Here is a 12,511-nt window from a genome sequence, read left to right on the forward strand (position 1 = left end):
TAGTCGCTGTATTATCAAAAGGTAATACTTGAAGTGGGAGGAAGCGATTCCGTTGGACCACATTGCAAGGAGGAAATCACATGGCTCGTAAAAGAGGTAAGAAGTATAGAGACGCTGCTGAACAAATCGACAAGAGTATTGCATACCCTGTTGACGACGCAGTTGCACTCGTTCAAAAATTAGATGTTGCCAACTTTGATGATTCAATCGAAGTTGTTATTAAATTAAACGTTGATACAAAACAAGCTGATCAACAATTACGTGGTGCCGTAGTTTTACCTAATGGTACTGGTAAAGATCAAAAAGTTATTGTATTTGCTAAGGGTGATAAAGCTAAAGAAGCTGAAGCAGCCGGTGCCGACGTTGTTGGTGAAGAAGACTTAGCACAAAAGATCATGGACGGTTGGATGGACTTTGATGTTGCCGTTTCAACTCCTGATATGATGGCTCAAGTTGGTCGTTTAGGACGTGTGCTTGGACCTAAAGGTTTAATGCCTAACCCTAAGACTGGTACTGTAACTATGGATGTTACAAAGGCCGTTTCTGAAGCCAAAGCTGGTAAGGTTACTTACCGTACTGATCGTGATGGTAACATTGCCGTTGCCATTGGTAAAAAATCATTTGATACAGATAAATTAGTTGAAAACTTTAAGACTGTAGAAAGCATCTTGGTTAAAAACCGTCCTGCTTCTGTTCACGGTACTTACATTCAAAACATTTCTGTTTCATCAACTTTTGGTCCTGGTGTTAAAGTTTCACCTGAATCATTTTAAAGTACTGATCTAAAAATTAAATCCCTGTATTGACTAATTAGTTTGCCTATGGTAAATTATTAGTATAATATGATTCGCCTAAGACTCAGGTGGCTTTGATAGCCTTAATTAGTGCCTGCCGAGGAGTTTAACGACTTTTCTCTATGTTTTGGCGAACATAGGGATTTTTTTATAGGTCCCAAATTTCATTGGGAGGTGAAAATTTATGCCAAAAAAAGAAGTTATTGATGCCAAAGCCAAAAAGGTTGACGAAATTGCTAAAGACTTCCAAGAAGCCGTTTCAGCAATTGTTGTTGATTCTCGTGGTTTGACTGTTGCTCAAGATACTGAATTACGTAAGGAATTACGTGATAACGGTGTTAAACTTATGGTTATTAAAAACAAGATTTTAGAACGTGCTGCTGATAAGAGTGGTCACGACGATCTAAAATCAATCTTTAATGGACCAAGTGCCGTTGCATTTTCTCACGAAGATGCCGTTGCACCTGCTAAGATTTTAAAGAAATTTGCTGACGAACATGATGCTCTTGTAATCAAGGGTGGAATTATCGAAGGTGAAGTTGCAGGAATTGACACGATTAATGAATTTGCTACATTACCAAGTCGTGAAGAATTACTTGCTACTCTTGCAAATATCTTACAAGCACCTGTACGTAACGTTGCATATGCTGTTAAAGCTGTTGCAGAAAGCAAGTCTGAAGAAGACGAAGCTTAATTATAATAATCTAAATGTCCTATTAGGAGGAATTTAACATGGCTTTTGAAAAAGATAACATTATTGCTCAATTAAAAGATGCTTCAATCACTGACTTAAACGATTTGGTTAAAGCAATCGAAGAAGAATTTGACGTTTCAGCTTCAGCTCCAGTTGCCGCAGCTGGTGCTGCTGGTGATGCTGCTGCTAAGAGTACTTTCGATGTAGAATTAACTTCTGCAGGTTCTGGTAAGATCAAAGTTATCAAGGAACTTAAAGGTATCACTGGTCTTGGTCTTAAAGAATGTAAAGAAATCGTTGATAACGCACCATCAATCGTTAAAGAAGGTCTTTCAGAAGACGAAGCTAACGACATCAAGGAAAAACTTGAAGCCCAAGGCGCAACTGTTACTCTTAAATAGTAACTAGTCTTTATATAAAAGGGATGTGTGATTTCACACATCCCTTTTATAATACAAATCGTTATTTAAAGATTTTTTTGGAGGAACCATTTGAAAGCATTTTTTAAAAAATTTATTGATTTCTTTAATAAGTATCTAAATATCATTAAAATTGTTTTCTTAGTTGTTGTAGCAACGTTTGTGGTTTTTGAAGCCCATAGTATTTTACAAGAAATTAATGGACAACAAATGAAACAAAGTTTGGCTTCTCAATCGCCACAACATCTATTGATTTTAACAATTTTAGGCCTAATTGCCGTTACTCCCATGTTAATCTATGATTTTACCTTTACTGAATTTTTACCAGAAAAATTTAAACCCTTGTATGTGATCAAAAGTGGTTGGATTACCAATACTTTTACTAATATTGCGGGTTTTGGGGGCTTTTTAGGCGCAAGTCTACGAGCCGATTTTTACAGTAAAGATGCCACTAAAAAACAAATTGTTTATGCGATTTCTAAGGTGGCCCTATTTTTACTAGCGGGATTATCAACGTATTGTTTAATTTCGTTAGTCTTGATTTTCGGTTTTGGAATCGGAAATCGCTTTGCCGGTGATTGGATGTGGTTACTAGGTGGAGGAGCTTATTTCCCAATTGTGTTCTTATTTACGAGGTTTAGTAATTCAGAGTTTTTTGCTGATTTAACCATAAAACGGGAACTTAAATTAATTTTAGGTTCATGTTTAGAGTGGGGAGCATGTGTCACTTTATTCTTAGTCATTGGTGACTTCATGAATCTGAACATTGATATTTGGGATGTAATCCCCATGTTCTTCGCGGCCAACGTATTTGGGGTGGTTTCGATGCTTCCTGGGGGACTAGGAACCTTTGATACAATGATGATTCTAGGACTAAGTGAACTAGGAATTTCCCCAACCTTAGCCACGGTTTGGTTGTTACTTTATCGGATTTTTTATTACTTTATTCCCTTTGGAATTGGAGCACTTCTTTTTGGTATCGAATTAGCGGGCCGTTTTAACCATTTCTTGGATGATATTCCAGCGAATGTGATTCAGCGATCTTCTCAATTAATCATTACAATTTTTATGTATTTCTCAGGAATTATGATGATTTTATTGGCGACGGTGCCGAACATGGTTCTTTTAAATCCCCTTTATAATTCGCTAGCTCCCTTTACCTTGTATTTCTTGGGACAACTCTCAAACGTAATTATTGGGTGTTTATTAATTGGATTAGCGCGGGGAGTTAGTTCACGAGTGCGAAAAGCCTTTTGGCCAACGGTCGTATTATTACTTTTTGCCGTAGGAAATACCCTGTGGAAAGAAGATTTTCCACTTCGTTTAGCAATTTTCTTAGGGTTTATCATCATTTGTCTCTGGCTTTCCCGTAAAGGAATGTATCGTGATCGGTTAACTTATTCCTGGGGAGCAGCCATTACCGACGCTGGAATTTTTGTTGGGGCATTTGCGGTATACTGTCTAGTTGGCTTTGTGATGAACCATGGTCATGGCGGTATTAAGATGACCAACGAATATTTACTTCCTTCCCAACAAGTTTGGGTAATCGGCCTAATCGGCTTCATCATTGCCATCTGTATTTTGTATGGTTTATTCCGGTTTCTTTCATATTCCAATACTCCGTGGATGAACCAGCCCTTTGATCAAGCACGGGTTAAAAACGTGATTGATAAGTTTGGGGGCAACGAAGTCAGTCATCTAGTCTTTTTACGAGACAAGAAGGTCTACTTCTACACTGAAGACGGGGAAGATCAAATTGTCTTTATGTACAAACAAAAAGCTAACAAATTGATTGTGATGGGGGAACCCTTTGGAAATCAAGCTAAGTTAGAAAAAGCCATTGATAAATTCATGATTGATGCTGATAACGTTGACTTAACGCTGGTCTTTTATGAAGTGGGTGAATCATTAACCATGCTCCTTCACGATAAAGGGTTTGATTTCATTAAAGCCGGTGAAGAAGGTCATGTTGATTTAGATACTTTCACCTTAGTTGGGAAAAAGCATCGTGGTGAACGGGCTTTAATGAATAAGTTTGATCGGGATGGCTATCAATTTAAGATTATTAATCCGCCATTTTCGGCTAAAACGATGGATGATTTGAAAGAAATCTCGAACGAATGGTTACAGGGACGTGATGAAAAGGGATTCTCACTAGGATTCTTTGACCCTTACTACCTTAATCAAGCACCGATTGCTGTAATTTGTGATGCCGATGACAAAATTGTGGCATTTGCTAACATTATGCCAACTGGTGATCATGAAATGACTTCGATTGACTTGATGAGATCAAGTGCAACTTCGCCGTCTGGAATTATGGATGGGATTTTCATTAACCTTTTCAACTATTCTAAAGAAGAAGGATATCGCTGGTTTAACTTAGGGATGGCCCCCTTAGCGAATGTAGGAAATTCTCGCTTTAGTTTTATTAACGAGAAATTAGCCCATTTAATTTATGAATATGGGGATGCATTCTATAGTTTCCAGGGACTTCGTTCTTACAAACAAAAATATGTGGATAAATGGGAATCAAAATATTTCGTTTATCGGAAAAATAATTCCTTAGTTTTCACCATGTTACAACTCCTTCAAGTTGTTAACGAACGACCACTACGTAAAAAATAAAAAGAATTCGGATTATTCCGAGTTCTTTTTATTTTGGAGGTTTGACAATTCGGATTTGGTTAGTTAAACTCTTAATATAAATTAAATAAATGAGATGTAGAAGTTAAGTACAAACGAAAATTTCGCAGAGAGTTCTTGGTTGGTGAAAAAGAATGAAATGGCAGTTTGGAAAATGGGCTTTAAAATACTTTATTAGTGAATAATTAGCTAATAACGGGGTTGTTACCGATACCATTACAAAGTTATACCAAGTAATTGGTGCAACTAATAGAGATATATTTTGTGAAAAATATATGAACTAAGGTGGTAACACGAGTACACTCGTCCTTTGATTAGGGCGGGTGTTTTTTTATGGTTTTTTACATCGTGGAGGAGAAAAGCATGACAGAAGTACATAAGCATCATTTATCAAGGGAGATGTCATCACGCCAGGTCTTGATGATTTCCCTGGGTGGGGTAATTGGAACTGGATTATTTTTAAGTTCCGGGTATACGATTCATGAAGCAGGACCAATTGGAACCATTTTAGCTTACTTAATTGGGGCAGTCATTGTTTATTTAGTAATGCTGTGCCTCGGGGAACTTTCAGTCGCCATGCCAGAAACGGGTTCGTTTCACGTCTATGCGCAAAAATACCTAGGAAAGAGCGCTGGTTTTGTCGTAGCCATCTTATATTGGCTAACTTGGACAATTGCCTTAGGTTCAGAATTTACGGCTGCTGGTTTAATTATGCAGCATTGGTTCCCTAACGTGGGAACCTGGCTTTGGAGCTTGTTATTCATGATTTTAATTTTTGTGATTAATGCGTTTTCGGTCAAGTGGTTTGCTGAAACGGAATTCTGGTTTTCGAGTGTGAAGGTCGCTGCGATAATTGCGTTTATTTTGTTGGGTTCAGCTGCCATTTTTGGCATTTTTAGTTTTCATGGAACCCATCAGGTGATTGGCTTTAAGCATTTTTACGAAGATGGCTTATTTCCTAATGGCTTTAGCGGCGTTTTTACCACCATGTTGACGGTTAATTTTGCCTTTTCTGGAACCGAATTAATTGGAATTACGGCAGGAGAAACTAAAGATCCAGCGACGACCATTCCCAAGGCCATTAAGACGACCTTATGGCGGTTAATTCTCTTTTTTGTGGGAAGTATGATTGTGATGAGTTCCTTGATTTCTTACAAACAAGCGGGAGTTACGCAAAGTCCCTTTGTTTTAATTTTTTCAGAAATGGGGATTCCGTTTGCCGCTGATATTATGAATTTTGTGGTCCTAACGGCGATTATTTCCGCTGCGAATTCGGGACTGTATGCATCTACTAGAATGTTGTGGTCATTATCCAACGAAGGAATTATTCCTAAAATTTTTAGACGCACTAATCGAAAAGAAATTCCCATTTACGCTTTAATTGCTAGTATGATTGGGGGATTGTTTGCCTTATTTTCCGCCGTTTATGCAGCAGGTACCGTGTATTTAGTGCTAGTTTCAATTTCTGGTTTAGCAGTGGTTTTTGTGTGGATGGCAATTGCTTTGTCAGAGTTACGGTTTCGAAAACAATATGTAGCTAGTGGGAAATCTATAAAAGATTTAGGCTACCGGACGCCATTTTATCCGTGGACACCATTAGCGGCCTTTATTTTATGTTTCTTATCATGTATTTTAATCTGGTTTGATCCCAATCAACGAGTTGCCCTTTATTACACAGTTCCGTTTGTCATAATTTGTTATGGCTTTTATGAAATTAAACTTAGATTCGATCGAAAGCGAGGAATAAGAAATGAATAAAAAGACAGTTCAAGCACGTTTAGAAGAAAACTTGGTATTAGATGGTGCCATGGGTACGGAATTGGAAAAATTAGGGGTTAAGACCAATGATGCTTTATGGTCAGCAAATGCCTTAATTGATAACCCCGAGGCCATTTATCAAGTCCATGCCGCCTATTTTAAAGCGGGTGCTGACATTGCGATTACGGACACTTATCAAGCCAATGTGGCGGCCTTGGCTAAAGTCGGAATTAGGCATGACGAAGCTTTAGCACTAATTAAAAAGGGAGTTGAACTGGCTAAACGAGCCCGAGCTGACTTTAATCTAAATGGGTTAGTCGCAGGATGCATTGGTCCTTATGGGGCTTATTTAGCCAATGGGTCTGAATATACCGGTAACTATGATTTAACTTTTGCCGAATATCAAACTTTTCACCAAGCCAAAATTGAAGCACTAATTGCGGCTGGTGCTGATTTACTTTCGATTGATACGATTCCTAACTTTAACGAAGTAAAAGCCTTGGTTAAAATAATGGCTAAGGTGGCACAACCAATTCCGTATTGGATTAGTTTAAGTGTAAAAGATCCAGAAACGTTAAGTGACGGAACACCGTTAGTCACGGTGGTCAAATGGCTAGCACAACAACCAGGAATTGGCGGAATTGGAGTGAACTGTACTAAGATTGAAAATATCACCCCAATTGTTAAAATAATCCGGCAACTTACCGATTTGCCACTGGCTGTTTATCCTAATCCAGGAGATCTGTACGATTCGCAAACGAAAACGTGGACAGCCGTTCCGCACACGGATACTTTTGCTCAAGAAGTTCCCCAGTGGTTAGCTGCAGGTGCGAACATTATTGGGGGCTGTTGCCGAACAAATCCAGAAGATATCGAACAAATTGCACAAATAATTAAAAATTAATGGTAATTTAAAAATAAAGTTGTTAGAATGAGTAACAACCAAGAAGAATGGAGACTTTGAAATGACAAGAAAAATTGGAATTATTGGTGACGGGCACGTTGGCTCAACGGTTGCTCATTACATCGTAGCAAATGGTTTTACTGATGAATTAGTTTTAATTGATAAAAATGAAGCTAAAGTCAATGCAGATGCGATTGATTTTCGTGAAGCTCAACCTAATTTACCATTTCACACGCAGATTACGGTTAACGACTATGCCGCTTTACGGGATGCCGATGTCATTATTTCAGCATTAGGGAACATTCGCTTAAATGATGGAGCCAATGAAGACCGTTTTTCAGAACTTGCTTACAATAGTGAACAGGTTAAGTCAGTGGCTGCAAAGATTCGGGATGCGGGTTTTAACGGAATTATTATTGCGATTACCAACCCCGTGGACGTAATTACTTCCATTTACCAACAAGTGACGGGATTACCCAAAAAACACGTGATTGGAACGGGAACGTTATTGGATTCTGCTCGGATGAAACGAGCAGTTGCCGAAAAACTCGACATTGATCCTCGCTCAGTGACCGGGTATAACTTAGGCGAACACGGTAATTCTCAATTTACCGCTTGGTCAACGGTTCGAGCTTTAGACCAACCTTTAACTGAATTAGCAAAAGCACGTAATCTAGATTTAGCTGCACTAGATAACGAAGCTCGTCATGGTGGCTACGCGGTCTTTAAAGGGAAGGGTTATACTAATTACGGAGTTGCTACAGCAGCCGTTCGGTTAGCTAACATTGTTCTTTCAGATGCCCATACCGTACTTCCAGTTTCGAATTATCGCGAATCCTATGATTCATATTTATCATATCCCGTCGTCGTTGGACGTGATGGGGTATTGGCAGATGTACCACTTCACTTAACGGATGAAGAAAAAGCCAAATTACAGAATTCAGCTGATTTTATTAAAACCAATTTTGCCAAATATAGCGAAAAATAGCAGAAAAAAAGGAACCTTTCCAAAGCGAAAGGTTCCTTTTAGTAAACTTAAATTTATTTCTTTTTATGTTGGTCTTCCCATGAACCAAATAGATAATCATCATCTGACATGGCTTCAACATTACCAAGTCGGTAACCATTTCCCACTTCTGAGAAGAAGTCATGGTTAACGGTCGAAGTTGAAATTCCATTCATTACTACTGGATTAACATCTTCAGCAGTATCTGGGAACATTGGATCTTGACCCAAGTTCATTAAGGCTTTGTTGGCGTTATAACGAATGAAAGTCAATACTTTATCGGTTAAGCCAACCTTATCGTATAAAAGATGGGTGTAATCAACTTCATTTTCGTATAAGTCATAAAGGAAGTTGTACATCCAGTCCTTTAATTCAGCTTGTTCGTTAGGGCTTAGTTGATTAAATTGAATTTGAAATTTGTAACCAACGTAAGTTCCGTGGACTGATTCATCACGGATGATTAATTTGATAATTTCCGCCACGTTAGTCAATTTATTATGGCCTAAATACCAAAGTGGGGTGAAGAATCCAGAATAGAAGAGGAAAGTTTCAAGAAAGACGCTGGAAATTTTCTTTTTCAAAGGATGGGAATCATCGTGGTATAGGTTATAGATCCGTTTGGTTTTATTTTGTAAAAACTCTTCGGTGTCACTCCAGTCAAAAATTTCATTGATTTCTTTGGGAGTATTTAACGTTGAAAAGATGGTGGAATAACTTTTGGCATGGACTGATTCCATGAATTGAATGTTATTCAAAACCGCAATTTCATGTTGCGTTTGGGCATCAGCTCTTAAAGAAGCCATCCCATCTTGTGATTGAAGGGTATCTAACAACGTTAAGCCTCCAAAAACATGACCAACGAGCCATTGGTGATCTTCATCAAGGCTCCGCCAATCTTTTAAATCATTAGAAACGGGAACTCGAGTATCGAGCCAAAATTGTTCCGTTAGTTTGTGCCAGGTGGCTTTATCAACGTCGTCATCAACTTGATTCCAGTTGATGGCTTTGTAGTCACCGTTCAGGTTACCAGTTAAAACTTCTTTCATATTCATTAAAACATTCCTCCTAAATTACACAACTTTGACATTCGTTAGCACCGACTGTGTCATTGTTATCAGTGAAAGTTCTAACGTAGTAAATTGATTTAATTCCCTTATGAAAAGCGTAGTTTCTTAAAATGGTTAAATCACGCGTTGACATTTTAGGATCACGACCATTTTTCCATTCGTACATCCCTTCTGGAATGGTAGAACGCATAAAGAGGGTCATGCTTAAACTTTGATCGACGTGTTTTTGGGCTTCGGCAAAGATATCAATTTCTTTTCGCATATCAATGTCATAAGCTGATTCGTAGTAAGGAAGGGTTTCATTTGAAAGGTAAGGAACTGGGTAAAAGATGGTTCCAATTTTGGCGTCTTGGCGTTCTTCAATCCGACTAACAATCGGTGCGATACTGGCGGTCGCATCACCAATATAGGCCGTTGAGCCATTGGGAGCAACAGCTAACCGGTTTTGGTGGTATAAACCATAGGTCATTACTGACTTTTTAAGTTCGGCCCAGTCTTTTTCAGATGGAACAAAGGTATCTTTGAAAAGTGATTTTACCTTTTCAGATTGAGGACCCCAATCTTTTTCGGTGTACTTATCAAAGTAAGAACCATCCGCATACTTACTGTTTTCAAAATTATGGAATGACTTACCGCGTTCTTTGGCAATCTGGTTAGATGCAACTAGCGTCCAGTAATTCAATAACATGAAGTAAACCCCCGTAAATTCGATTGATTCAGGGGAACCGTAGTACATCCGATTTAAGGCAAGATAGGAATGAAGACCCATGGCACCTAGTCCAATTGAATGACTTAAATCATTTCCGCGACGGATAGAAGGGACGACGTCAATTTTACTTTCGTCAGTCACATAAGTTAAAGCGCGAACCATGGCATCAATTGATTTTCCGAAATCCTTGGAATTCATTAAGTTAACCACGTTAGTTGAACCCAGGTTACATGAAATATCAGTTCCTAATTGGTCATATTGTTGTAAATCATTAATGATGGAAGGGGTTTGAACTTGCATAATTTCAGAACACAAGTTACTCATGACAATCTTACCATCCACAGGGTTTTCCCGGTTAGCAGTATCAATGTTCATGATGTAAGGATAACCAGATTCTTGTTGCAATTTACCGATTTCCGTTTCCAAATCACGAGCTTTCATTTTCTTCTTACGGATGTTTTCGTTAGCAACTAAATTATCGTATTCTTTAGTGATATCCACGTATGAAAAGGGAACGCCATATTCTTTTTCGACATCATATGGGCTAAAGAGGTACATGTCTTCATCATTTTTGGCAAGTTCATAGAACTTATCAGGTACCGTTAGGCCTAAAGAAAGGGTATTAACCCGAATCTTTTCATCGGCATTTTCTTTTTTAACGGAAAGAAAATCGATAATATCAGGATGAAAGACGCTCAGATATACGACCCCAGCACCTTGACGTTGGCCGAGTTGGTTAGAGTAAGTAAAACTGTCTTCTAGCAGTTTCATAACTGGCATAACTCCACTAGCAGCCCCTTGAATGTGTTTAATGGGATCACCAGCAGCCCGCAGGTTAGAAAGGTTAATTCCCACTCCACCACCAATTTTAGATAATTGAAGGGCAGAATTAATCGTTCTCCCAATACTATCCATGTCATCAGTCGTTTGAATTAAGAAACATGAGATTAATTCACCACGCCGTTTTTTTCCAGCATTCAAGAAAGTTGGAGTAGCTGGTTGGAAACGTTGGTGGATTAATTCATCAGCTAAATGCATGGCTAATTCTTGATCACCGTTAGCTAAGAATAAGGCATTCATCGCAATTCGGTCGATATATCTTTCCAAATATTGGTTACCATCATTAGTTTTTAAGGCATATTGAGCGTAAAATTTGTAAGCAGCCATAAATGACTTGAAGGTAAAGTCTTGTTCTTCTAAGTATTGGTATAGCTTTTCAATGAATGAAAAAGGATACTTTTCTAAAAAGGTTGCTTCAATGTAGTCATTTTTCGTTAAGTAATCAAGCCGTTCTTTTAAGGAATCAAATTTAACTTGGTTAGGAATGACATTTTCTTGGATAAAAGCTGCTAAAGCATCTTTATCTTTTTCTAGTCTAATCTTTCCATCTTTGGATGGGATGTTGATTTCATTATTTAATCTGAAATAACTGACATCGTTTTGGTCTTTTAGCGACATATTCCTACGGCTCCTTGTTGTGTATAATAGATATATAAGCTTAAGCGAGTTCTTCAGCTAATTTGGTTAAGCGATCAGGTTGAAAACCAGTAAATGCTTCAGCACCGGCCACTTCAACTACGGGAACGGCTTGGAAGCCAAGTTCTTTTAGATAAGTAACGAATTCTGAATTTTCAGAAGTGTTCTTTTCGACGAAATCGATGTTGTGTTCTTCAAGAAAACGTTTCGTCATCTTGCATTGGATACAATTGTTCTTGGTAAATACTGTAATTGAATTCATAATTATTCATCTCCTGTTTATACGATATAATAGATTTTACTACGAAATAATAGATTTTACTACGAATAGTTAATCTTTCAAATGAAAAAACACCATATATGGGGTGTGTATCTGAGAAACACGCTATATATAGTGTGTGAAACAAAAAAATATTTTTAAGGACGTAAAATCATGAACAACTTTTATTACACCGAAAATCCTGATGTAGAGCACAATGAAAAACATTGGGACTATACTTTATTAAATCACACGCTTCGTTTCGTTTCAGATAACGGAGTGTTTTCCAAAAACACCGTTGATTATGGATCACGCGTTTTGATTAACGCGGTTGATTTAAAAAACATTCCAGCGGGTCTGGTTTTAGATCTGGGATGTGGTTATGGACCAATCGGTTTGTTTTTAGCGAAAAATAACCCAGACCGTAATTTTACCATGGTTGACGTAAATAATTTAGCATTATCTTTGGCAAAACGAAATGCAGCACAAAATGAAATTAAAAACGTTGCGATTTTTGCTTCGAATGTTTACGAAAATGTCGACGGTAAGTTTGCTGCGATTATTACTAATCCACCCGTTCGCGCAGGGAAGCAAGTCGTTGATGCCATGATTAGTGGAGCACCAGCACATTTAGCAAAAGATGGAACTTTAACGGTTGTCTTGCAAAAAAAACAAGGGGCTCCCTCTGCTAAAAAATTAATGAAACAATTATTTGGGAACGTTAAAATTGTGACTCGTGATAAGGGTTATTATATTTTATTAAGTAGAAAAGTGGATTAAAT

Annotated in this window: 11 protein-coding genes and 2 other annotated features; of the genes, 8 read left to right on the forward strand and 3 right to left on the reverse strand. The window is 38.0% G+C overall.

The window, feature by feature from the left end; genetic code table 11:
- Positions 1-80: 80 nt before the first annotated feature.
- The 7 genes from rplA (at position 81) to ACEPSS_RS04970 (ending at position 8,200) form a co-directional block, all read left to right on the forward strand.
- Positions 81-773: a 50S ribosomal protein L1 gene (gene rplA, locus ACEPSS_RS04940; RefSeq protein WP_395317927.1), complete on the forward strand. Its 693-nt coding sequence runs from the start codon at positions 81-83 to the stop codon at positions 771-773.
- A gap of 59 nt (positions 774-832) precedes the next feature.
- Positions 833-952: a sequence feature (ribosomal protein L10 leader region), on the forward strand.
- A 26-nt stretch (positions 953-978) separates the two neighbouring features.
- Entirely contained in the window at positions 979-1,488 is a 510-nt protein-coding gene (gene rplJ, locus ACEPSS_RS04945) for a 50S ribosomal protein L10 (protein ID WP_395317928.1), read from the forward strand.
- Between the two features lie 38 nt (positions 1,489-1,526).
- Positions 1,527-1,889 (forward strand): 50S ribosomal protein L7/L12, encoded by a 363-nt coding sequence (rplL, locus tag ACEPSS_RS04950; protein WP_395317929.1) that lies wholly within the window; start codon positions 1,527-1,529, stop codon positions 1,887-1,889.
- Positions 1,890-1,979: 90 nt separating this feature from the next.
- Positions 1,980-4,532: a bifunctional lysylphosphatidylglycerol flippase/synthetase MprF gene (gene mprF, locus ACEPSS_RS04955; protein WP_395317931.1), complete on the forward strand. Its 2,553-nt coding sequence runs from the start codon at positions 1,980-1,982 to the stop codon at positions 4,530-4,532.
- 85 nt (positions 4,533-4,617) lie between these two features.
- Positions 4,618-4,864: a binding site (T-box leader), on the forward strand.
- Between the two features lie 49 nt (positions 4,865-4,913).
- Entirely contained in the window at positions 4,914-6,308 is a 1,395-nt protein-coding gene (locus ACEPSS_RS04960) for an amino acid permease (RefSeq protein ID WP_395317933.1), read from the forward strand.
- Positions 6,301-7,212 (forward strand): homocysteine S-methyltransferase, encoded by a 912-nt coding sequence (gene mmuM / locus ACEPSS_RS04965; RefSeq protein ID WP_395317935.1) that lies wholly within the window; start codon positions 6,301-6,303, stop codon positions 7,210-7,212. Before ACEPSS_RS04960 ends, mmuM begins: the two co-directional genes overlap by 8 nt.
- Before the next feature lie 61 nt (positions 7,213-7,273).
- Positions 7,274-8,200: an L-lactate dehydrogenase gene (locus ACEPSS_RS04970; RefSeq protein ID WP_395317937.1), complete on the forward strand. Its 927-nt coding sequence runs from the start codon at positions 7,274-7,276 to the stop codon at positions 8,198-8,200.
- Positions 8,201-8,253: 53 nt separating this feature from the next.
- Here the strand turns inward: ACEPSS_RS04970 and nrdF are convergent, their stop codons facing one another.
- The 3 genes from nrdF to nrdH are packed head-to-tail and all read right to left on the reverse strand — an operon-like array spanning position 8,254 to position 11,732.
- The gene (gene nrdF, locus ACEPSS_RS04975) at positions 8,254-9,270 is read right to left on the reverse strand and encodes a class 1b ribonucleoside-diphosphate reductase subunit beta (RefSeq protein WP_395317939.1); all 1,017 of its coding nucleotides are present in this window, start codon (positions 9,268-9,270) and stop codon (positions 8,254-8,256) included.
- A gap of 13 nt (positions 9,271-9,283) precedes the next feature.
- On the reverse strand, positions 9,284-11,452 hold the full coding sequence (nrdE, locus tag ACEPSS_RS04980; protein ID WP_395317941.1) for a class 1b ribonucleoside-diphosphate reductase subunit alpha: 2,169 nt from the start codon (positions 11,450-11,452) through the stop codon (positions 9,284-9,286).
- A gap of 40 nt (positions 11,453-11,492) precedes the next feature.
- Positions 11,493-11,732 carry a glutaredoxin-like protein NrdH gene (gene nrdH, locus ACEPSS_RS04985; protein WP_395317943.1) on the reverse strand — a complete coding sequence of 80 codons (240 nt, stop codon included), beginning with the start codon at positions 11,730-11,732 and terminating at the stop codon, positions 11,493-11,495.
- 171 nt (positions 11,733-11,903) lie between these two features.
- Here nrdH and ACEPSS_RS04990 point away from each other — a divergent pair, with 171 nt between their 5' ends.
- Positions 11,904-12,509: a class I SAM-dependent methyltransferase gene (locus ACEPSS_RS04990; RefSeq protein ID WP_395317945.1), complete on the forward strand. Its 606-nt coding sequence runs from the start codon at positions 11,904-11,906 to the stop codon at positions 12,507-12,509.
- The last annotated feature ends 2 nt before the right edge of the window (positions 12,510-12,511 follow it).

Origin of the sequence: Fructilactobacillus frigidiflavus (assembly GCF_044054575.1) — a bacterium.
Lineage (GTDB): Bacteria > Bacillota > Bacilli > Lactobacillales > Lactobacillaceae > Fructilactobacillus > Fructilactobacillus frigidiflavus.